Annotated in this window: 12 protein-coding genes, 1 tRNA gene and 1 pseudogene; 8 read left to right on the forward strand and 6 right to left on the reverse strand. The window is 61.3% G+C overall.

Annotated features, from left to right (window positions below; all coding sequences use genetic code 11):
* The 3 genes from BM397_RS28310 to BM397_RS29490 form a co-directional block, all read left to right on the forward strand.
* Positions 1–301: tyrosine-type recombinase/integrase (locus tag BM397_RS28310; RefSeq protein WP_177239604.1), on the forward strand; the 301-nt coding region annotated here is incomplete at its 5' end.
* A gap of 1,047 nt (positions 302–1,348) precedes the next feature.
* Positions 1,349–2,572, forward strand: a complete 1,224-nt coding sequence (locus tag BM397_RS28315) for a DUF2806 domain-containing protein (protein WP_176806998.1) — start codon at positions 1,349–1,351, stop codon at positions 2,570–2,572.
* A gap of 37 nt (positions 2,573–2,609) precedes the next feature.
* A tRNA-Leu gene (locus BM397_RS29490) sits at positions 2,610–2,684 on the forward strand.
* Positions 2,685–2,928: 244 nt separating this feature from the next.
* Here BM397_RS29490 and BM397_RS28320 read toward each other — a convergent pair.
* The 4 genes and pseudogenes from BM397_RS28320 to BM397_RS29880 form a co-directional block, all read right to left on the reverse strand.
* Entirely contained in the window at positions 2,929–3,870 is a 942-nt protein-coding gene (locus BM397_RS28320; protein WP_092431360.1) for a hypothetical protein, read from the reverse strand.
* A gap of 26 nt (positions 3,871–3,896) precedes the next feature.
* Positions 3,897–5,843 (reverse strand): caspase family protein, encoded by a 1,947-nt coding sequence (locus BM397_RS28325; RefSeq protein ID WP_176807001.1) that lies wholly within the window; start codon positions 5,841–5,843, stop codon positions 3,897–3,899.
* Between the two features lie 112 nt (positions 5,844–5,955).
* On the reverse strand, positions 5,956–6,465 hold the full coding sequence (locus BM397_RS28330; RefSeq protein WP_092431364.1) for a pseudouridine synthase: 510 nt from the start codon (positions 6,463–6,465) through the stop codon (positions 5,956–5,958).
* Between the two features lie 131 nt (positions 6,466–6,596).
* Positions 6,597–6,745, reverse strand: a pseudogene (locus BM397_RS29880) (penicillin acylase family protein); the annotation flags it as partial.
* A gap of 293 nt (positions 6,746–7,038) precedes the next feature.
* Here BM397_RS29880 and BM397_RS30055 point away from each other — a divergent pair.
* The 5 genes from BM397_RS30055 to BM397_RS28355 all read left to right on the forward strand — a co-directional run bounded on the left by BM397_RS30055 (position 7,039) and on the right by BM397_RS28355 (position 13,769).
* Entirely contained in the window at positions 7,039–7,608 is a 570-nt protein-coding gene (locus tag BM397_RS30055; protein WP_176807003.1) for a transposase, read from the forward strand.
* 512 nt (positions 7,609–8,120) lie between these two features.
* Positions 8,121–8,855, forward strand: a complete 735-nt coding sequence (locus BM397_RS28340; protein ID WP_092431370.1) for a hypothetical protein — start codon at positions 8,121–8,123, stop codon at positions 8,853–8,855.
* Positions 8,855–11,050, forward strand: a complete 2,196-nt coding sequence (locus tag BM397_RS28345; protein WP_092431373.1) for a TnsB C-terminal domain-containing protein — start codon at positions 8,855–8,857, stop codon at positions 11,048–11,050. Before BM397_RS28340 ends, BM397_RS28345 begins: the two co-directional genes overlap by 1 nt.
* 278 nt (positions 11,051–11,328) lie before the next feature.
* A complete protein-coding gene (locus tag BM397_RS28350) occupies positions 11,329–12,303 on the forward strand; it encodes a TniB family NTP-binding protein (protein WP_092431375.1) in 975 nt (324 codons plus the stop codon).
* Entirely contained in the window at positions 12,303–13,769 is a 1,467-nt protein-coding gene (locus BM397_RS28355) for a TniQ family protein (RefSeq protein WP_092431376.1), read from the forward strand. Before BM397_RS28350 ends, BM397_RS28355 begins: the two co-directional genes overlap by 1 nt.
* Before the next feature lie 419 nt (positions 13,770–14,188).
* On the opposite strand, the gene BM397_RS28360 is transcribed toward BM397_RS28355, so the two are convergent.
* Positions 14,189–16,378, reverse strand: a complete 2,190-nt coding sequence (locus BM397_RS28360) for a UvrD-helicase domain-containing protein (RefSeq protein WP_092431378.1) — start codon at positions 16,376–16,378, stop codon at positions 14,189–14,191.
* Positions 16,375–22,779 (reverse strand): DEAD/DEAH box helicase, encoded by a 6,405-nt coding sequence (locus tag BM397_RS28365; RefSeq protein WP_092431381.1) that lies wholly within the window; start codon positions 22,777–22,779, stop codon positions 16,375–16,377. Before BM397_RS28365 ends, BM397_RS28360 begins: the two co-directional genes overlap by 4 nt.
* Positions 22,780–22,799: the final 20 nt, after the last annotated feature.

A 22,799-nucleotide genomic window follows, 5' to 3' on the forward strand; every position in this document is an offset into this window, starting at 1 on the left:
TAGCCCGACGATGAGGGGCAGAGAATATCTATGGCCCGGCCGCGTTCATGATCGTCTGCACATTTCGACGCGGCAGTATGCCCGATTGGTAAAGGGCTGGGTGAGCTCCATCGGGCTAGAACAGTCTGCCTATGCCACGCATTCGATGAGAAGGACAAAGGTGGCCCAAATCTACCGCAAGACCGGCAACTTGCGCGCCGTCCAGTTACTGCTCGGGCATTGCAAGATGGACAGTACAGTTCGCTACCTGGGTGTGGAGTTAGAAGATGCCCTGACAATTTCCGAGGCTGTGGACCTCTGAGAAACCGATCTCCGGACCTTGGCCATGGACAAGGCTAAGGCCCGGAGCCAGCCCAAAGTTGCCCTTCTCGTCGCGCGCGCCATGACACCCCGGCACGGAGCACAGGGCGGATTTCGGACCTTCGCTGCGGTAACGATCTAATCGCCCAGAAAAGGTGGAAGCCGACATTCAGAGCGGACCAAGATCGGGGATTGTTCTGCATCGCCGCAAGGCGGCACCGAGCCCACTTTACTTGATGCTGCGACACGCGCGAATGTCCGCAGTTCAGCCGACGGCCAAAAAGAACCCCAAGAATCAAAATGAAAATGGCGACGATGCAAGTCATCGTCGCCATCCATTGCTGTTTTTCGCTTCTACGAGAGGAGCTGGTAGACACCAACCCCGATCATCACGACTGCGATGTAACCGAGCGTAATCATGTGTTTCTCCTGTCTGTTTAGAGCAGTACTTCACCGAGGTGTTGCAAAATGAAGAGGACGCTGAGCATTGAAGCTCTCCCTTGAAGGAGCCCTGCGCAGAATTTCCGCGCAGGGCGTTTTTGGTTAGTATGCGGCGACCGACCAGAGCAGGACGGTGCGGAACACAAAGAACGGAAGCATCTCGGCTTTCCTTTCGTTTTGGTTGGTTGGTGACGGCGGGGAGAGGCAACTCCCCGACCGCCGATTAGCCAGTTAAGCCCAGTAGATGGGCGGCACCGGCAGCGGCCACGGGAACGGCCACGGAAGCGGCCAAGGCCAGTGCAGAAGTGCGTGGAACATGGTATTTCTCCTTGTGTTGGTTGCGGCCCGTCTGGGCTCACAAGACCAATCTGGAGCTTCCCCACCGAAAGCGCCGCTCAACGCCTGACCAACTCTCGGCTAACGGCCGATCAATCATCGACCAAAGACTGACCAATCCAAAAGGATGAGAGCAATGCACGGTGCGCGGATAGGACCCTGTCTGCCAGAGCAACCCTCGCTATGGTGCATTGACGTGCCATGCAGTACGCTTCGAATAATCACTTGATGCCTGCGCAACTAACGTCGCAGTAAAACCTACGAGATGTACGTGGCAGAAGACATTCACGAAGCCCAAAAAGGTAGTGGCCGACCACTGGTTAAGGAACGGGTCGAAAGCTGTCTCAAGGCAATACACGGTGACAAAAACTCTCCGTTCTATCAGTTATCGCAAGAGCAATTGCTTTTCGAATTCGAAGATCGTTTTCCCAAATTGCGCCTGTCTAGAGGCACTCTTCAAAACGCAAAGAACGGAAGAAATGTTCAACACCGAACAGCCCAGGCGCTCGCTGCTCTTTTTGGATGTTCCGCTGCCTTTTTGTACGGGGACTCTAATGATACGGGACCACAACTTGTACCTGCTGATCAATTCGCTCAATCTATTGCGCCCCTAAGCGTCGAGGCATTTCAAAGTTATGTGGAAAAAATTTGCGATGCTTTGATGGACTTCAAGGAAGGCGAGAGCCAGGGCGAAGATCCTGAAAATGAGAGCGACCTCAATTTCAATCAACTTCGGAAATCACGGTTACAGCACACCATCGAGAATAATTTACTGTCATGCGATCCAAACGAACGAAATACAATATGGCAACATCTACCCAAAATTTATTGGGAAGAAGAAGCGCGCGCTCGACAAATTGCGCTGCGGGCTAGCCATTTCCTCGATCCCGAAGAATCCATAACGAAGCCCACACAAGACTGGTTAAACTTGTTCCGACACTACGCCCCAAAGGCGGCGGATCATAGGATCATGACGCTTTGGGCGAGAGTTCTGAGCCGTGAAATAAGAAACCCTGGGTCAATTTCACACAAGACCTTACTTACTATCCCATCGATTACATCTCGAATTGCGGCAAACCTCGTTAGATTTTCGGGCGGCCTCTTCACTATCGAAACCGTAGCTGAAAGCGTGGATGAGACGCGGAGCAGATATCTAGCCTACATACGGCCACAAGACGACAAGGGCCCAAACCATTATTTGCGATATTTTGACCTAGACTACGGAAAGGTGCTAGAGCTCGACGAGTATGGACTGATCGCCCTTTCTCACCGCGCATTGAGTATTGAGCCAGGAACCCGCTTCTCATATGGGCCGTTCGTATTTTTCGCCAAGGAGACGTTTCGTGTCAGCGTCAATACTTTAACAGCAGTCGGCGAGGAGCTCTTCCCTCTGTACGAAACCACACCTAGCTTTGAATATCTAAAGGGCGTGCACCGGTCGTTTGGGTCACACGTGTCGGCATATCGAGAACGTGCCAATCGACCGACTTCTTGACTATCTTTAAGGCTGTGTAGATCATTCATCTGGAGATGGGGCGGAGTGGAGTCGGCTTCCCAGCTGTGCATACATCACAGTGTTTTCGCAGGTTCAAATCCTGAGCGCCCCACCCGAAGTGTCATGCCAGAAACTGGCCAAACCCCATACGTTTCTGTCACCGGCGAAAACGACCGTTTCTGACCGCTTTAGGTTCCTCGAAAGCAGCCTTTGGCGAAACCGCAGCGAAAGGGCGCTTTGTCCGCACAGTGTGAGCTCGCCCATGTCACGGCTTCGCAACCGCGGCGAATGGCCGGTCTCGGGAAGCTGCGCCGCAGCGGATGATGGTATGACGGGCGTCGGGAAAGGGCAGGTTCTCAGGACAAAATGCCCTGAACCACGCGCGGCCGCGACAGGTATCCGACGATGCCATGGCGGTCGTCTGCTGGGTTCTTGATGTCGGATACGTTCGGGATTTCGGGCACGACATCGAAATTGGCCGCATCCAGCGGGTACAGCGCGATGGGGTCGCGGTCGTCATAATAGTTTTCCCAGCGCCCGACGCCTTCGGGGAAGGACAGTGGGGTCAGCCGGATGCGGATGGTGCGGATGCCCAGTGGGCTGCCCATGGTCAGGAACAGCGGCACGTTGCGAGGCGTGGTGCGCAGCACGTCATAGGCCACGATGGTGCCCAGCGAATGCGCCACCACGATGGTGGGCCGGTGGTCGATATAGCTGCCGACGATGCGGTTGATGTCGCGCCGGACCACGTCCTTGTTGAGATAGAGGAACACGTCGCGGGTGAAGACATCGAGGGCCGACTGTGCCAGCCGGTCGTTGCGCTGTTCCAGCGTGCGCAGGATCGCCTGTACCCATTCCCAGTTGGCGAAACCCTTGTCGGTGGAGGTTCCGTCGTAGTTTTCCTCGACTGCCGAGAGAGGGATGTCGTTGGCCTCCAGCATCTCTTCGGCTAGCGCCAGCTGGAACTTGAGGTATTCGTCCTGGCTGGCGTTGCCCTTGGAGGTGATGGCCGAGGTCGCGTTCACGTCGAACCGGTCGACCCAGTCCCCCAGCGCCCGGCCATAGAAGGGAAATACGAATTCGATATCGTCGGGCAGGGTCAGCCCCGCCGCCGCCGCGCCGTCGCGCAGGGCGGGTATCCATTCCGCGCGATTCTGGTCTTCGCTGCGGTCGGGGTGGCAGCAGCCGTGGATGATGACGATGCGTTCGGCCTGAGCGGCGGCGGCTCGGTGCGTGGGCAGGGCGGCACCGGCGGCAAGGCCCCCGAAAGCGGCGAGCAGGCTGCGTCGGTCGATCATGGTGGTTTCCTTCTTGTGTTCGTGCGTCAGCGCAATGCGCCGGATCTGACCGCATCCAGCAGGATCGCCACACCGGGTTCGGTAAACGAGGTCCAGACGGCGGGCGTGAGATAGCGCAGGGCGGCCTGCACCGGCTCGGGCATGGCCACCCCCTTGACCGGAAGATAGGACCAGCCGTTGCGCAGCATCGGGCAGAAGGGCACGACGTTTTCCAGAAATTCTTCCCGTTCGGGCACGTTGTTTAGGGCCAACAACACGTTGTCGAAGATCGGGGCGATCTGGTTGCGGCCCGACTGAATCTCCTCAATCTCGCGCACCTCGCTCTGGATGCCGTCCTGGGCATAGCCATAGGCGGCATAGATCCCCAACGTGGGGTCGGAGAATTTCAGGAATCGCACCTGATCGGCGAAGGTTTGGCCGTCGCCTGCAGCCCTTGCGAATGAATCGTCCACGCCGAACAGGCCATCTTTCAGCGCCAGCGTAACCAGCGCCCGCAGGTCGCCGCGCCGTTGGCCAAAATCCTGGAATTCGTACCACGCATCGGATCCGGGGACAGGTTCATAGGCGATCATGCCCGCGCCCTGATCGGTGACGAAGACATGGGCGACATAGCCACGTAACAAGGCCAGCACGCATCCGGTACCATTGTCGAAGGACAGCACGGCAGAGGCGCCTTCATCCGAGGGATCGGCGACGAAGATCTCGGCCGTGACGGGCGTTCCCTCGACGGTTTCTCCGTCGGTGATGCCGACATATCCGAATTCCACCGTGGTTCCGATGTCGGTGATCTTCCCGCCATAGATGGCGATGCCCGCGGGCGCGTTACTGAGTGGCGGGTCGCGCATCGGTGTGATCCGGCTTTGCTGCGCGCGCAGGTCGAACAGGCGTTCTTGCAGGTTGGCGTCGAACTCGGCTGTCCTGTCGGGGCCTTTGGGCGCAGCAAAGGGCACGTTTTGCCGGGCGAAGGCTTCGACGAAGACCTGGGTTCGCGAGGGTTCGCGCGCGTTGAAGCCGGGATCGGCGGAGGGAAGCTGGATCTGCATTCCTGCGGTGGCGTCAGCGAGCGAGTCAAGGGAATGCGGGCCGGCGATATAGACAGTGTCGCGCGATGGCACACGGATGAAGGGGGCGACGTTTTCGTAAAGCTGGCGATCCTTCGCGATGAGCGGCATCTGGTCTTCGAGGTATCCCCACAGTTTGCGGTTGGTGATGACCTGCCGTCCGTCCACCGCGGACAGCAAAGTATCGGGCGGGTCGGTGAATGCACCCAGGATGGCCTGTGTGAACAGGCTTTCGTATTTGTCCGAGGCCTTGGTGATAAGGGGAGAGGCGGCGGGGTCGGCCGGCACCTCGACCTCGTAGGCGGGTTTGGTGCTTTTGGCGGCGAAGAAGCGGTCTATGATCACATCCGCCGAGGGCACGTTGGGGGACCGGAACAGCCCCGAGCCGCGCACGCGGGCCTGCGCGTCGTCCGACCGGTCGGGCAGCGACCGGCAGGCATCGCCGATGAACACGATGTTGCGGATGCGCGAGTTGAGGGCGAGCTGTTCCAGTGACTTGACGTGAATCGCCTGATCGGGGTCGCGCAGGGCATTGGGCAGCAGCCAGACGTCTTCTTTTTCGGGCGACCAGAAGCCGTGGCCGGAGAAGAAGATGACCAGCTGGGTCAGGCTGTCTTTGGCGGCGATGTCCCAGGCGCTTTGCTTGATGGGCCAGACCATGTTGGCGCGTTCCGCATCCGACAGCACCTCGTCGACATGCAGGCGCACGTCATAGCCTTCGCGCTCCAGCAGGGCGGAAAGCATGTGGGCCTGCGGTACGGGTGAACGCAGGGTGGGAAGTTTTTCGGTCTTGCTGATACCGATCACGAGCGCGGCGTGGGTGCGCGGACTGGGCGGGGCTGCGCTGGCGAGATACGGCAGCGTGGACAGAAAGGCACTTCCCGTGCCCAGGAAAGCTCGTCTTCTCATCATGTAGATACTCAGGTTCAAAAAGGAATTCGGAACCGGACGGCGATCAAGACGGGATCAACCCTAGCACGAGATCGGCCAGTTGCCTAGGCGTCTGCCGGGAGCGGGCTCGGCGTCAGGCGGTTCGCCAATCGCCGCGGCCGAGGCCGTCAAGGGTGCAGTCGCCCACCGACCAGCGGATTAGGCGCAGGGTGGGGTGGCTTATGGCGGCGGTCATGCGGCGCACTTGCCGGTTGCGGCCTTCGGTGATGGTCAGCTCCAGCCCGCTTTCGGGAATGGCCTTGCACACACGGATGGGCGGGGTGCGGGGCCAGAGCCATGGCGGTTCCGCCACCAGTCGCGCCTTGGCGGGGCGCGTCGAGCCGTCTTTCAGGGGCACGCCTTTACGCAAGCGGTCGAGCGCGGCCTCGTCTGGCAGGCCCTCGACCTGCAACAGATAGGTCTTGAATTTCGGATCGGCGATGCGCGCCTGAAGGCGGCCATCGTCTGTCAGCGGCAAGAGCCCCTCGCTGTCGCGATCCAGCCAGACGCCCGGCAGATCGATTTGGTCGGCCAGCGACGGGTGCCCGCCTTCCGGGGTGAACTGGCCGAGCGCGCCATAGGGCTTGCTGAAGAGGATCAGCATGATCGAGTTGGCGAGCCGGGCTGCGGCAGTGCGGACGATACCGGATCGCGGCGCTGAAGGAGACGTAACGCGCACACGGCGGAAGTGCCGTAGGGTTGTGCGTGGCCCCGTCGTTCCCAGTGCAGACCCGATCACTGTGCGGGAACCAGCCGCGTGGTGCCGACCGACACCGCGCGAGCAAGTTCGGTGTCCAGGGACATGGGATATATTCGCCGCGCCGCCAAAGCCGAGCCAGATCGTCACAGTGGCGCGACAGCAGGTGACCCGATTGCCCGGCCGAACGGCAGCTTTTGAAGGCTGCGGCGCAGCATCTTGACCGGCGAGCCAACGGCGGCTCTGGGCCGGTGACGTCATGATGGGGGACCATTGATCGCCCCATCGCTATGTCCGCGCACTGCGCTTTTCTGCCGCCCGCGTGGAGCGAGCCAGACGGCCGCAGGTGCCACATCAGTGAAATTTCAGGCCCGATCCGGCACGCGGATGGCTATCGAGCGCCGGACGTGGCCAAGCAGCCGTTGCGTTAGAACGCTTCGATCTTGTCATCCGCGACGAAATCCCCCTAGTCCGCAAGCCATGGGTTCGGATCACTCATCGCCGAAAAGCATTCACACGCACTGGGAGGAGCTCTTCAAGCGGCTGCCCCGCGAAGGTGTATCTGCAGTCTGGCCCACGGAAGCCGCATGTCGCACCCGCTTCATTGAGGTGCGCTGGCCGGACGGCGTCACATGCCCAGCTTGCGCCAGCAAAGAGACAGGCCATCTCGGGAAGCGACACACCTTCTATTGCAAGGCTTGTCGCCACCAGTTCAGCGCTCAGTCAGGAAGCGTCGCTCATCGCAGCCATGTTGCGCTCCAGCTCTGGTTCGTCGCCGCAGAAATGATCATCAGAAGTCGCGCGAATTTCTTGGGTGCGGATGGCCCTAGTGGGCATGATCTCAAGGATAGGCTCGGCATCTCATATAGTGCTGCGTACAAGCTCAAGAAGCTGATTGTAGGTGAGTTGCTGCAGCCCGGGGGTGGGCTTGTGGGAGAGTGCATCCTTACAAAGGATACCGGCGATGGCTGCGAGGAACGTCCGCGCACTCCAGAAGACGAAATCAAAGAACTGGAAGCGCTCATTTTGCGCGCGAACAGAAGGCAATAGCCCAATGCCCGGAGGCGGGCGTTCCGCCAAAAGCCTTCGCGCCGACCTGTTGAGTTATCGAGATAGCTTGTCCCCAGCTACGTGCGCCGGAGGGGTTTTCGGCCCTTTGAGTGGTTGCTAATCTCGGCTCACCACTAGGACCTACTTGATCGGCGAGACAGGACGCCACCAGCAGATCGACAGTTTGCGAAAACGAAACGTAAACTTCGAAATCTAAAAACGTGTTCAAAAACATATACTTAGTTGACCGCTCGGCGAGATTGTGAGATCTCGCCAGCCCCGTCCGCGTGCAGCCACGCAAGCAGGTAACAAAGAAGGAGACCGATCCACAGACACCGTGAGACGAAAAAACGCGCGCCACCTGGACGCGCGCTGAAAGTCGGGGCGGGTCCGCCCTAGTCATGCGCCGAACATAAGTGCCCCGAAGCACATCGGCAACGTTGGACCTCGCCCTTCATCCAAGACCCCAACCGCGCGGCTCAGCCGTCGCGGGCCAATAGAGATATGCCTTCTTGCCCGCTGAGACCATCAACCTTCAGTCGACACGGCTGCCCGAGATTGCGACTGCTTTCCGTCCGAGTGCGTTCGACGACACCTACCTGCACTCGCGCGCCACCCGCGCCATCCCCCGCAAGTCGCCTTTCCACTTCGTCACGCAACTGACCTTCTTCAATTCTGCTGGAAAATCGCAGGCGCTGGGGTGCGCGAGCCTCTTGGAGCACAACGCGGCTCTGTGCTGCATCCACCTCCCTGACTTCCGAGATATCGAAGAGCAGGTGAGCCGGATCATGGTCCGCACCTCGGGCGTGCGGCCTTCGCCCTACTGGTTCGATTTTCGGCTGACTCTGACGTCGGGCAAGCGCATTGCGATTGCGGTGAAACCTGAGAAGGAGCGTGCGACCTACGAGTTCCGTCGGAAGTTGGGAGTTATCAGGTCTGTCGCCGTGCCGGAAATCGCGGATCATGTCCACGTTATCAGTGAGCGTAACATCAATCCCATCCGGCTGGCGCGCGCTAAGCTCTTTCATGCGGCTCGCGTCCCGGACCCGGAGCGGGATCTTTTTGTCAGGTCTGAACTTGCGGGGATGGACCGCCCGCGCTCCATCCGCGAGTTTCTTGACCAATCACCTGTCGGTCGCGAAGGCTGGTGGAGTGTCATCCGTGCGATCCGCGCCGGCATCATCGAAGTCGCGAACTGCGAGCCGATCACCGAGCATTCCATTATCAGCAATCCTGGAGCCGCGTGATGGCGGCTCCCTTCGGACAACGCCATCACCTTCTGGAGGCCGGCTGTGCCTTCCGCGTAGGGCCGCGCCATGGTTCCGTCGTCGAAACGCGGCCTGAAGGCTACCTGGTTGCTTGGGAAGAATGGAGCGATCCCGAAACCGGCGTCGTCACCGCACGCGCCCATCAACTGCTGACCTATGATCGCGTCGAAGCTGACAATCGACATGGTCAGTTGGTGGTCCTGTCGAGGCCTCGCGTGGCCGAGAGCAGCCCTGACGATATCCTCCGCCACTGGCGGACGCATGAGGAAGTCTCGCGGATGCTCGTCCGCAAGAGCTGCGCCCTGGCCGCGGAGGAACTGATCGCGGAGGACCGGATGGGCCACCGCCGCAAGGAGTTCGAGGACAACGGCGAACTCATCGTTGCCCGCGCAAGGTCGGTTCACGGACGTCTCGTTGCGTCGATGGGCCGTCCGACGCGCCGCGGGAACACACGTACCGTCTATGGCGCTGATGCCATTCGGAATCCGTTTCAATTCAAGCTTGAGCTGAAGAACGATGACCCCAAAACCAAGGGCACATCGATCTACAACTGGCTACGGAAGCTGAAGGAGCAGGGCGAGGACGGCCTATTCGACGCATATCGTCGGTGTGGCGGGAAATCCGGTCATACGGAGGAGCTTGCGGATTTCGTGACCTCCGTGATCGATGGGCTCATCGACCTCGAAAGGCCGTCCATCAGTTCCCTGCATGACAGTGTGCTGGCTGCGATTCAGGCGGAAAACGCCAGCCGGTTCAGCGCAGAGCTCCCGCTGCCGAGCCTGTCGAACCGTGTCAGCAAAGCCTTCGTGAAAAGGCAGGCGGATCGACTGGGCCGCGCAGCCTACGCAATCCGGTCGAATGGCTTCGACAAGGCGTACCGGGATATGCATGCCCTTGGCGTCGGCATCACGACGCTACGCGCCCTGGAGCGCGTCGAGATCGACGAGTACACGATCGATCTCACCTTGCTCCTGAGGCTCACGGGGATTTTCAAGCTCCTGGCGCCGCATGAGGTCGAGGCTCTCAGGCTTGATGGAAAAGCCCGACGGGTGGTGATCTCGGCTGCGATTGACGTCCATACTCGATGCCTCCTAGCGCTCCAGATCGTGCCCGAAGGCACGCCTGACACGCTGCGTCAGACGTTGGAGATGATCTACACCGACAAGACCTCTCTCTCTGACGCAACGGGGTGCCGCAATGATTGGCTACAGCATGGCGCGCCCGAGGAGGTCGTTCTGGACAGGGGAAGTTCCTACATCTCCGATGATGCCTATCACGTGCTCGCCTCGCTCGGGATCACCAACATTGGCAGCCCCGCAGGCAAACCTTGGCTCAAGGCGCACATTGAGCGTGTTTTCAGAACCCTGCATGACCTCTTCCTGCAGCGGTTCTCCGGCCGGAACTTTAGCAACACGGTTGAACGTGCGGAGAACGACCCTGCTGCCAGAGCCACGCTGACACTCGACGAATTCCTCGGATGGATCGTGCGCTGGACTGTCGACGGCTATCACAACCGCCGGCACGATGGTCTTGGCATGACCCCTCTGCAGGCTTGGGAGGAGGCCACCAGCTACATGCCGCCCAGAAAGCTCACCAGCCGAGAGATGCGCCTTGCCTTCGGGACTCGGCTCAATCGAAAACTTGGTCGCCATGGTCTGACCGTGATGCATGTGAACTACCAGAATGATGCCTTGGCGCAGCTGTGGCTTGCCCGCGGCAACGAATGGCTCGAGATCTGTTTTTGGGGCGGTGATGTCGGTTCCATCGAGGTGCGCGCCGGAAATGGCGAATGGATGACCGTATCCGCCGCCGATGAGCGTTGGATCGGCAAGGACGAATTCGAACTGCGTGCGTGGCTTGAAAAGCGCCGCACCAAGGACCCGGAAGCCGAGGAGGCGCGCCTGACCGTGATCCACGAGCTCGATGAGCGCAGCAAGGCGCTCAAGGTGGCGAAGGGTCTCTTCGCCCGCCCGCGGACGGCAAATGGCGTCGAGCTGACAGAGGCTCACTTTGCCCGGCACATGGACACCTCCGAGCGCCGCTACACTGCTGAGCCCTATCGCGACCTGCTTGCAGATGAGGTTCTGGACGAAAGTCACCCCGTAGGCGTGGCGGGAGCAGCCTCCAATCCCAGCTTTGCTGACATGCCCGACGACGCCGACCTGCTGGAATAGTGCCTTGGGACGCGCCGCGGAGACCGCGCGCTCCGCCTAAAGGCAGGAAGAAAATCGCCCCACCGTCTGTGGTTTTCCGCAGCGTCCTCAAACCTCCGGGCCAACGACACTCATGTGTCGCCCCGCTTCAGATGCAAAGGTTCCTGTGCCACCTGACTGACACCTCCTAGGTCGGCTCCCAAGGCCTCCGCCCACGTCCACACCACTACCACATTTCTCCTCCCTCTGAGGCGCTTCCTCAGGGATCGGAGGAGTCATGCCCAAGCCAAAGATCGAAGATGACGACCACGACAACGACCACCCTGACCGACGGAGCCACCGTCCCGGAGAAAATCGAATGGCTCGCGGATCGCTATTTCCGCCTGGATCGCGATGATGCCCTCATTGCCCGCCTGTCGCGCCTGTTTGTGACCGATGCCGAAGGAGAACTGACGCCCAGGCCGAAGGTGGACCCGCTCACGGGTGAGACCCGCGGCCTGATGCTCCTCGGCGATTCCGGTGCCGGGAAATCGGCATTGCTCAAGCGGACCCTGCGTATGCTGCCTATGTTTGGCTTGGTCGACCGCGAGATCGACGGCAACACGCTCTACGTCACCGTCCCGCCGGAAGCGACGATCAAAAGCCTCGCGGCGCGGATCGCCAAGCAGCTCGGGTACATCGACATGAACCCGCGCGCGAAAGGGCATGAGGCCTGGGACGTGGCCCGTCATCAGATGCGTAAACGCGGGACCAGCCTGCTGGTCATCGACGAAACCCACCACCTGCTTCGCAAAGGGTCAGGGCGCGATGTTGAAGGCGCGATCCAGACCATGAAGAGCCTTCTCCAGGGGGACTGGCCCGTTGCCACTATCGTGGCCGGCGTCGACAAGCTGCGGGACGGTGTGATGACGGACCCCGAAACTGACCGGCGGTTCCCCAAGTTCCAGCTCACGCGCATTGCGGAGGACAGCAAGGAGGCCCACACCTTCAGGCGCAGCCTACAGCTCTGCGCCGAAAAGGTCGGGCTGTCGCTGGAGAACGAGACATTGCCCGAGCGCGTGCTCTTTGCCGAGCACGGCGAGCCGGGGCGTGCGATCAATCTGGCCAAGTCCATCCTCGTGACCAGCCTCGAAGCAGGCCGTACCCAGGTTACGCTGCACGATGCTTACCGTACCTTCGCGGCAGCGTACGGCGAAATGCCAACCTCGCCCTTCGCAGATGCCTCCTGGGATGCCCTGCGTACATCGCTCACCGACGCAGGCTGGAGCCGGTGATGCGCCTCAAACCTCACGTACCGTTCGATCCGCAGGAAACCGTGCTCTCTTTCGCGGGCCGCCTTGCCGCGATGCATACCGGCCAGCCGCTGACCCGCCTGCTGGCCGACATGCAGATCAATGTCGAGCATTTCACGCTCGGTCGCCCCGAAGCCATCTCCCGCTTCGCCGAGATTGCGGGGGCCGATGAGGCTGACCTGCTGAAGGCAACCATGCGTGGTATCCGTGGGGGCGTCGAGTTCCGCGGAGAGCACTGCCAGTCTGCCTTCCTCTCACGCGCTGCGGACAAGTATTGCCCCACCTGCCTCGCCGAAGATGGAGAACGGCAGGACTGGCGACAGAGGCTGATCTGGTGCTTTGCGCCGGCCCACCAGTGCCCGCTCCATGGCGTCCGCTTGGAGCGGCTGGAAAAATCTTCGCGGACGCTGCAGGAAGGCTTGGCACAGCCCCCCGGGCACCAGGATGCGGCAGCGTCCGCAAGGACGCCGAGCTACCTCATGTGGCTCCAGTCCCGACTGGATGGCCTCTGCAGCAGCGACAACCCTTGGCTCGCCCAGCAAGGCATTCAGCAGGTCCTCGATGCCAGCCTCATGCTCGGCACAGTTCTGACCGCAGGGCACAAGGTGCGCGCAAAAACTCTGCCTTCGATGGCGCAGGAGAAGGCGTTGGAGCATGGCTTCGCGATCTATGCTCAAGGACCCGGCAGCGTAACCTCCGCCCTCGACCTCATCCGGTCGACCAGCGACGCACACGCGGTTCAGGCAGGTCCTCTAGCGTACTATGGGCGGCTCTACGAGTGGCTGGACCGCCAGTGCAACGATCGCGACCCCGGGCCGATCCGTGACCTCCTCCGGGAACACATCATCAAGCATGATGCCGTCGATGTTGGTGAGGTCGTTCTGGGTCAAGAGCTTCGGGAACGTCGATATCACAGTGTGCAAAGCCTCGCGTCGACGCTCGGGATCAACCGCACGCGCATGTCGCGCCTGCTTCAAAAACTTGGAAAAATCCCGGTCGGCGCCAGCGATGCCGAGGCGGGCGTGCTGCGTTTCGATGCGCAGGCCATCGCCACGCTCCTGAACGATTTTGAGACGGCGATCCCAATGGCCGACGTCGCGGATTACATCGGAGCCTCTCTGTCGCAGATGCAGGCCCTCTACGCCAGTGGTCTCATCGAGCCTTTGGTCCCGCGCGATGCCCCCGGTTCGGTGCGGCAGGTGGTCTTCGCACGGCGGTCCCTCGACGCCTTCCTCGGCCGCCTGTCCGAACTTCCGGCGGCGGCGCCGGGGGTAGCGGATACTTTGCACCCGATCAGCTATGCCTGCCAGCGCGGAGCGGGCACGACCATCGAGGTCGTCCGCGCCATTCTTGCCGGAGACCTTCGGGCCTACCGGACGCCAGGGGAACATGGCCTCGCCGCCATTGTAGTGTCCCCAAGCGAGGCGATCGCGCTCCGGGGAGCCTGACTACCCACCCAATCCTTCGTCGAGATACGTCATCAAGGGTCCGCTTCGCGGGCCCTTTTTTCATGTGCAGACCCTGAAAACGCGCATTTTCGGGAAGAACTTAACCTTCACACGGGAAAATCTCAGGTTGCCGCTTTTCAGGGGTGCTCGTAGGCATCTGTTATTGTTGGGGTTTTCCGGATGATTTCTCGACTTGGGAAAAACTCAAAGTAGTTCTACAAAGTTTGTGTAAATCGGGGCAAAGTTGTCTCGAAATCGGGGCAGAGATCCCGCGAAGCCAAGATATGACCTATATATGGGGCGCCCATTGGGCGCCCTTTCTATATGCTGATATCCGCTTGCTGTCGGCTAGGCTAAGCCGATCTCTCGGACCCAAGGGCGCATCACAATTGTTCCCCGGCTTCACGGTTCACCGGACCTCAACCCAGGTTGGGGGCATGGTCATTGATCAACTTGGTCGGTGTGCCGGACCAGGACACGCGTAGCGCCTTCTTCGCGCGGGTGGCGGCGACGTGCAGAAGGGAGCGATACTGGGTGAGGATATCTTCGCGATCAGCTGCATCAACGGCCGATTTCAGGGCCCCGGGAGGTGGGAAGGCTGACTCGGACAGGAAGGGGATCGCCACCGCGAAAAACTCGAGCCCCTTGGCGCGGTGCATCGTCGTGATCCGGACCCCGGGGACGGACCGATCGTCAGCGCCAGCCTGGAGGACCACTGTCTCGATACCGTCCCCCTGCAGCGCCGCGCTAACGCGATCAACATCTGCGCGGCGCGCACAGAGGATTCCGATGTCTGAAAGTCGAACGTTTTCCGATGGGAGACTGCGAATCCAGGTTGAAACCCCTTTCAGTTCTTCGACTTCAGAGGTGCTGCTGACCAGTTCAGGCGACACACCGTGAAGGAGGCTGACATAACCCTTGAGGGTATCGCTTCCCTCATCGAGATCATCGACGCTGACGCCTTCCAGAACCGAAACAGCCCAAGACCTGATTTCCTGAGTCGTACGATAGTTGAGCCTGACCCGCTTAGAGCGGCCGCGCACGTTGATCCCGCACCCCGCCATACTGGCGCGGCGCCCATAGATCCGCTGGTGCGCATCGCCCACGATAAAGAGGGAATTCCGATCCCCTAATGGGCCTTCCGGAACGATCGCCCGGATCAGACGGAAGGCCTGCTCGCCCATGTCCTGCGCCTCATCCACGATCACGCCCGCATAGGGAAGGTTCGGAGCCTCGGAGGACAGGATTTCGATCGCTTCACGATATGCATCATCCGGCTCGGCGAGTCCCTCACTCACCACTCGAGCTCGGTAATCAGCGAAGATACCCCAGAGAGCGGCCCGTTTCCGACGGTCAAGCGGCGTACCGCGTCCGGCCCGGGACACCTTGAGATAGGCCCTTTGATCCATCAGACCTTTTGCTTGAACGATCTGTGCCCATTCCGCGCGGATGAACGGTTCCGAGAGGCCCTCGGGAAGCTCATGGTCGTCAAACACTTCGCGCCAGATCTGGTCCAGCCGGTCCCGCGCTTCACCGAAGAACGCGACCTCGCGGGCGAAGCTTTTCCGCTTCAGGAACTGGGAGACCCAGCGATCGAGGTTGATCACTTCGATCCGGGGCGGCCGGGCAGCCAGATGCTCCGGGCAGAGGGTCCGGAGGTTCGCTTCGATATCCTGTGCGAGACTGGTTGTGAAAGTGGTCAATAGAACCCTTTGACCGGTCTGGGTCAGATCCTGTTCGATCTGGTCGGCCAGGTGCTTCGCCCGGTGCATGGCGACGACGGTTTTCCCGGTCCCGGCGCCGCCGCGCACCATGGCAGGGCCGTTATAGTCCCGGTAAGCGATTTTGCGTTGATCGGGGTGCAGGAAAACCCGCCAGCCTTCGAGCCCTTCCTCGAAGACGCGCCGCAGTTCCTTTTCATCTTCGGGAATGAAGATGGTCTGGCGGCTCTCTGCGGTCTCAATCATCTGATCGAACGTCAGGTCGGTCAGTGGGGTTTCCGGGGCGGTTTCCGTCTCTTCCGGAACTCCCGTCAACGCATAGACTTCTTCGTCGGAATAGCCTGCTGCGAGCGCGTAAAGGATCTGATAGGTCAGCGGGTCGAACCCCTCTTCCGCCGTTTCGAGCCCCTCGATCGATGTAAGCGCCCGAACGGCTGGCATTTCTTCGGCTGGAACGCCGAGGGCCTTCAGCCGTTTATCGGTCACTGTCGAGAAGAGCCGTGGCTCCTCCGCGCCCTGGGGCTCAGTCTCGACAACGGTCACGTCGAGTTCCTCAACGACGCGGATCCGGTTCGTGTCCGGATCCAGTTTGACCCGCCGGTTTCCGGCCCAGCGATAGGCCTTGTCGTGCTCGTTGACATGCACGAACATGATGTCGCGGGCGACCTCGAAAGCGATGGCCCGGTACCCCTGATCGACCCGGAGGGATTTGATCGAGCTGTCTTTCGCGCCCTCCACAGTCTCGAGGTTGAGCCCGTTCGAGGACGGGTCCGACATATAGCGGGTCATCATATCCATGAAGCGCAGCGCCACCTTGTCGGGGAGCTTCCGAAGGCTTTTCATGCAGCCGATGTCATAGGAGACCCGCTTGTTGATCGCGTCCATCATGTGTTCATCTCCTGTAGTGCCTGAATAACTCTGGTGACCGTCTCGCCGATCGGATCGCTCTCCGGATCAAACAGGATGAGCCGCCAGCTCCCCCCCTCGCATGGCGTTTCCGCGATCGCGACGCCGGCCCTCTCCCAGCCAAATTCCATCATCCCCATGACCCGCCCCTCTACGAGGAGGTCATCCCCGAACCGGTCCGGGCCGGGCACTTCGGCTGCGATCAGGCCGTCGATCAGGGGGTGGAACAGGTCATCACAGAGGACCCGCGCCTCGAGCCAGGCTTCGGTGTCCGCATCCGTCGGCCCGGTCCAGACCGACATGTCGGGTGGCGAGAGAGTGTCGAGACCCGCCAGTTCAACGTGGAAACCACGCAGGCCCTGAAAGAGATTGACGAGCCGCCAGAGACCACGCCAGGCCTCGGCGTAGAGGGCTTTCGCCGCAGGCTCGTGGCCCGGTTCAGGGAGTTCCGCACGCAGCAGCAGCCGAAGATCCGCGTCTGTTCCCGCCCATTCCGTCGGAGAGATCTGCTTGCAGGCCAAGTAGAGGTCGAGCCCTCCCGCCCAGACATGCTCCGTCAGGCCCGGTGTCATCAGGAACTCCCGCCCCTCTTCCGTCAGGGAGGCCTGGCGTGGCAGCTGATCGAGCGGACGCCCGGTCGCAACGAAGCCCCGGGTCAGAATCGAACGGCCCGGAAGTTCATCCTCCCTATCACCATCCAGAAGGCGCCAGAACCCCTCAAGGGAGCTTTCCCCTTGGAGGGCGCGGACACCGTCGATGTGATCTGCGAAGCCCGGGAACGCGCACACACGGGCGAGCCGCCCGACCTTGTCCACGCTCAGGGCCGGTTCCGAGAGCGGATTAAGATAGGACCGGTTCTCTGCGTCGAGGTCGGCCCAAGCGAGGGTCCAGACCCGGACCTGACCGGACCGGATCATCAGGACCCGGTCGAGCAAGTCCTGGGCCACTGTCTCGGCGTGATACTCAAGGCCATCCATCTCAAGAACGAGAGGCACCACCCCGGTCTGACCGGTCGGTGTAAGAAGGAAATCAACCCGTTTGCGGGGGAGCCCCTTGAAACGGGCATCGATCTGCACCTGGGGTTCGATCGTCCAGAGCCGAGGCCGGTCTTTAGGGCCTGAGCGGAGCACAAAACCGCGGCGGCCGCCCGAGAGAACCTGCGGGGTTAGCGCGTCGTCTCCATACCGGTTCGCTAGGGCGTTCAGGAGGCGCTTCTCGAGCGCACTTTCGACCATGGCATCCCGGATTGACGCGTCTATCCCGGTCTCGGTCCGGCTGAGGCTGTCCCACTTCTGCAAAATCGCTTCCATCATTTGACGGGCACGATCCCGATCCGGCTCGCCAGGTCCGAACTGGGAACGGTACGGCTTCACGCAGCGGAAGCAGCCGTTCCGATCCGGTTCCTGGTTACAAGGACAGTCCCGAAGCGCCTCAGCTGCGCGACCGATCACTGCCTTCATCGTGTTCGGGTGCTCTCCGACCTGCCGCAGATACCCGGATCCGCCCGGGACCGCATCATAGAGGTAGAGGCTGCGGACGGTGGTCATCCCGTCGAGCTGAGCTGAGAAGATCGTGGAGCGGAGATGGTCGACCTTCCCTGCGAAGTGTCGGTGCATGCCAAGGTTGATCGCCGCGACAAAGCTTTTCAGATCATCGTCATCCGCCTCGCCGACGACAGGGATCACGATCCGGATCGCTTCGGTATCAAACTTTCGCATCAGGAAGACGCCAGTCTCCCATCTCTCGCGGGCGAGATCCGGTTCGCGGATGACCTTACAGCTTGGCGGATGGGTCCCGCGATCGTCCTGGTCCTTCGCCGGCCTCTGCAGCGTGCCGCAATGGCGGCAGATCAAGAACGGCTGCGCCGGTCGCTTCTCGCCGGCGATTTTCGGGCCCGGAATTGTGGATTTCGGGCCGAAGTTAAAGTCCCGGAAGGTACAGTGCGGCAGGAACTCGAACCCAAATGGCGCACCATTGTCCCGGCTCGTGAACCAAGACACGTGAATGTCCTCCGGCCCGTGGAACGGCATCAAGACACGGTCGAACTGTCTCTGGTCGCGCTGATCCCCATCCCGGATCGCTGCCTTCTCCTCGCTATCCACAGAGATCACGGATTTGAGCTGGACGACATCGTGGTTGGACCCGGTGTCGGACCACATCTCATCCCCGCAGCGCGGGCAGGTGTTGGTTTCCGTACCCTCGATCCGGTGCGCGACATGGGAACAGGATGGACAGAAAGTCCAGCGGCTCAGATCTTCCTTCCCGATCTCGATCCGCTCGATTTCGACCTGACGCCCGTTCGCATAGAAGAATTGGCCCGGCGCAAACTCTGACAGGGCCGAACTGGCCGGTCGGGAATACTCCACATAAAGAAGTCCGTCCTCATCCCTCGAGGCGGTCTGGGAAGGATCATTCCGGCGCGACAGGATTGAGGTGAGTTTTACCCCCTCTTCCGGGAAGGCATAATTCGGCAGGATCCCTTTGTCGGTGAGGAATTTGATCACCGACACGTCATCGATCCCGCTCCGGATCAACCGGTTAATCTCGGTCCGGTCACGCGCGATCTCGCCCTCGCGCTTCTCGAACTCGTCATCTGTTAGCTCGGCACGACGTTTCCGCAGCCGGGACAGCTCCTTCGTGGCCTCCTCGCGCTTCTCGATCAGCCGAGCTTTCTCCGCGGCGGCGCCGTCGAATGCCGCGCCAATCCGCCACCCGATCGAGGTTTGATCGGTCCCGGTCAGGAAGCCGCGAACCCGGCTCGCCAGGTCGGTGCGCGCCTGAACATCTGGCGGAAGCCCTGCCAGGAAGGCCGTCGCCAATTCGTCCCCTCTGGCTCGGACCAGGTCCAGCCATTCAATTGGGAAGCCCTCCGTCGCTCCGGAGGCGCGGCGTTTCAGGACATCGCGCACCTTCCCGTAATCCCCCGCCTCGGCGGACGCCGCGACATAGGTATCGAGGGTGAAGGCTGTCACCTGACGCAGAAGGACCTCTTCGGCCGCGAGGAAGACCCCAGGCGGGCGCACTTGCCCCGCCAGCATCGGGGTAGGATCTTCCCAGAACTGAAGATCGTGGGCCCGCGAATTGGCGAGGACCATGTTCAGGGCATTCCCGTCACGCCGCCCGCTCCGACCCATGCGCTGAACGTAATTCGCCTCCTCCGGGGGCACCGAACCCAGAAGCAGGGTTGAGAGATCCCCGATGTCGATCCCCATCTCAAGGGTCGGGGTCGCAGAAATCAGGTTCGGGGCCCAGCGTGTCTCGCCTTTGATGAACCCGGTCTCGACCCGCAGCCGCTCATCGGTTTCGAGGATGCCGGTATGCTCGCGAGCGACCACTCGGTGGTTACGGTCGGATTGAAGGGATCGGCGCAGAGCCGGGCGCGGCGGCATACCCGCCACCACAAGATGCCCGGAACAGCCGATCTTGGTGCAAGGGGATCCCGCCGCAAAGGCCTCGTTCTCCTCAAGGGCCGTCTCCTGCCGGCCGCAGCGATCACACGTGAGCCCAATCGCTTTGGTCGTGACCGTGATCTTGTCCGGGTCGATCAGCCAAGCGTGTCGGTTCTGCCCGTCCGGACCATTGACACGGCGCAGGATGCTGTCCGCCTCGAGACGCTGCAGAACGATCGGGTAAATCGTATCCGGGTCCGTTCCGTAGCGGAGCTCTTCCGGACCCAGGGTCCGGAAGAGCCAGTCCCGATACCAGCTCACTCCCTGCGATTTCGTGATGCGCTCGTACCCGATCGGTGGATAAGCCAGTGTTATCGGGATGGGCGCAAGGCCGCGCCGACTGTCCGGGGCCGGAAGCGTTGCGGTCCTGCCGACCCCCATTTGGGTCGCCGCCGCGAACCAGTTCAGGCCGCGAGCTCCCGACGCCGTGGCAATCGCGCTGGCGATGTAGGGATGCGCAACAGAACCTTGGCGGCGCATACGTTGTACGACACCCGAAAGGAACCGGGTGAGAACCGCCGGGTCGATGTCGGGGGCACCGGGAAGGTCGTTCTTGAGTTCTCGTGCAAGCCGCTCCGCAGACGCGTTGAGGAGATCGGTGGAGACATCCGCTGCGGCCATACCGTTGGCTTCAAGCGTGTGACTGAAATGCGATCGATAGCTTAGGTCGACGAAATACTCCCACCCTAGGCGTAGCGTCATGTGACGAAGGAAGCCGGCGTCGGTGATCGAGGTCCCGGCCCGGATCAGGTCCTGATATCGGCTCCGCCACGTCTGCTCTTTCGGGATATAGAGCGCGGTGAAGGCATCGGGCCCATGTTTTTCGAGCTGCGCGGCAGGAACGGTTTCGATCACCTCCCCGAGGCTCATCCCGTCGGTTTCAGCTTCCTCCAGGGCGGTGAAGAGGGATTTCTGGTAGACCGAGAGGGCGTTCCGGGTCTCGGCCACTGCCGCCCGATGCGCGGCATCCTGCACAGAGTCCGAGAACATCAGGAACCGCGGCTTCGCCTCCGGCTCTTCCTCGTTCTGGGCCGAGGTATAAAGGGTTCCTGTGATCCCGGTGGTCAAGCGGGCGGCCCGCATCCCGAAGAGAAGGAGACCGCGCGCCTGACCGCAAGACGGGCAGGATCGGTCGATCCGCCCAGTCATTGCATCCGTCGGGTCGTACATCCAGACCGGTGCGGCGGGGCCGGTTTCGAGATTGTCGTGGTCTGACGGGGTGAACTCGATGCATTCGGCGTCCAGAAGCCCCTTCACGATCCGCACACCGCCGCCGGCAGCCGGGATCATCCGATCAAGGCTCTCGTGGTAGAAAAGCCGGATCTTTCCGCCGGCGTTGTCATCGAAGAACTCTTCGTAGAGCTGCTCGAGCGGGGCCCAGCAGGCGGTCGAGTTCGGGTTCAGCCGCCCGACATGGGCGGTGGCCCCGCAGCGGTTACAGTTCACGATTGGGAGCGAACGACGCAGGGCGTGCCTGTCGAGATCCAGCGCATGGAACAGGTTCATCTGGGACCTGACGCCTCCCGCTTCAGTTCGGGGCAGATTTGTCACCATCCGCGCCATTTCGCGGATCCAGAGCTGGAGCCGGACGTTGAACAAGGGCCGTGGACTATCGGCTGAACCGGACCGGGCCCACGCGACCAGCGCTACGACCAGTTCCGCAAGCGCGCGATGATCGGCCTCGGACCAGTCCCGAAGCACCCGGACCTGTCCCAGCCCGGCTGCGATCGCCTCAAGCGGGGCCGGACCTTTATACTCGGCGATGATCTTTAGGACCCGCTGACAGAGATGGTGTTCTTTCAGCCGCTCACCGAGTGCGATCCGCCAGGCTGGGTCGGCGGCATCGCCCTCATCGAGGAAGGCAAGGTCTGGATCGCTCCTGTCCGGGAACAGGGCTAGCGCCAGGCGATGCGCGGCGACGGCCTGGTCCATTTCCTCCGCGTCGCTCAGGGCCGCGTGGATTTCCGCCGGGTCCGGCCGCTCGAGATATTCTGGGTCTCCGAACACCTCGCTCGGCATCTTCCGGGTCTCCGTCACCACCGCCCCTTCACCGAAGGGTTCCCCAAAAATGGTTTCGGCATAGCGTCGCAGATCGACCTTGGCGTCGTCACCGGATCCCAGCGTCGCCGAAGATCCCACGCAGATCAGATGACCTTTCGGGGTGTTCAAGCGGTGTTTCAGGCGACGCAGAAGAAGGGCGAGGTCCGCGCCCTGCGCCCCGTCGAAGGTGTGCATCTCGTCAACCACCAGAAACCGGAGCGTCTCGGGGTCGTTCTGCGCCCAGAGCGCCTTGTCCCTACCGCGGAGCAACAAGTAGTCGAGCATTTTATAGTTCGTGAGAAGAATATCGGGCGGGGTCTTCCGCATCGTCTCGCGATGCGTGATCACGCTCTCCGCCGTCACCTCATGGGTCGGGTTACTCGGTTCCTTATCTGCATAGATCCCGGCCCGCACCCCGTGCAGAGACGGGATCCGGGTCAGTGCATCCGCGATACGGCGCGCCTGATCGGTGGCCAGCGCGTTCATCGGGTAAATTAGGATCGCCTTGATCCCGGGCTTTCCCTTGTTCCGACGGCAGTGATCCAGGATCGGCCAAAGATAGGATTCTGTCTTGCCCGACCCAGTCCCGGTCGCGACGAGCGTCGATCGCATCACCTCCCCGCTCAATCGGGCGAAGGCGTCCATCTGGTGCTGGTAGGGCGCGAACCGCAGCGGCACTTCCGGGAAAGGTTGAACCCATGTGCCCTCTTTCGCTCCGTCGATCTGCCGAAACGGCATATCCACAGAGATCCAAGGCCCCTTCAGGAAATTCGCAGGCTCGTCGATGAACCGATCCACGGTTCCCTCAAAAGCGGGGCTGCTGGTGTTCAGCGTTGAATGGACCAACTCGCGCAGGCTGTCCTGCACATGGCGGGCAAGGAGGATCGGGTTCATTCGAAAGTCACAACGTCAAA

Origin of the sequence: Alloyangia pacifica, from assembly GCF_900116195.1 — a bacterium.
Classification (GTDB): domain Bacteria; phylum Pseudomonadota; class Alphaproteobacteria; order Rhodobacterales; family Rhodobacteraceae; genus Salipiger; species Salipiger pacificus.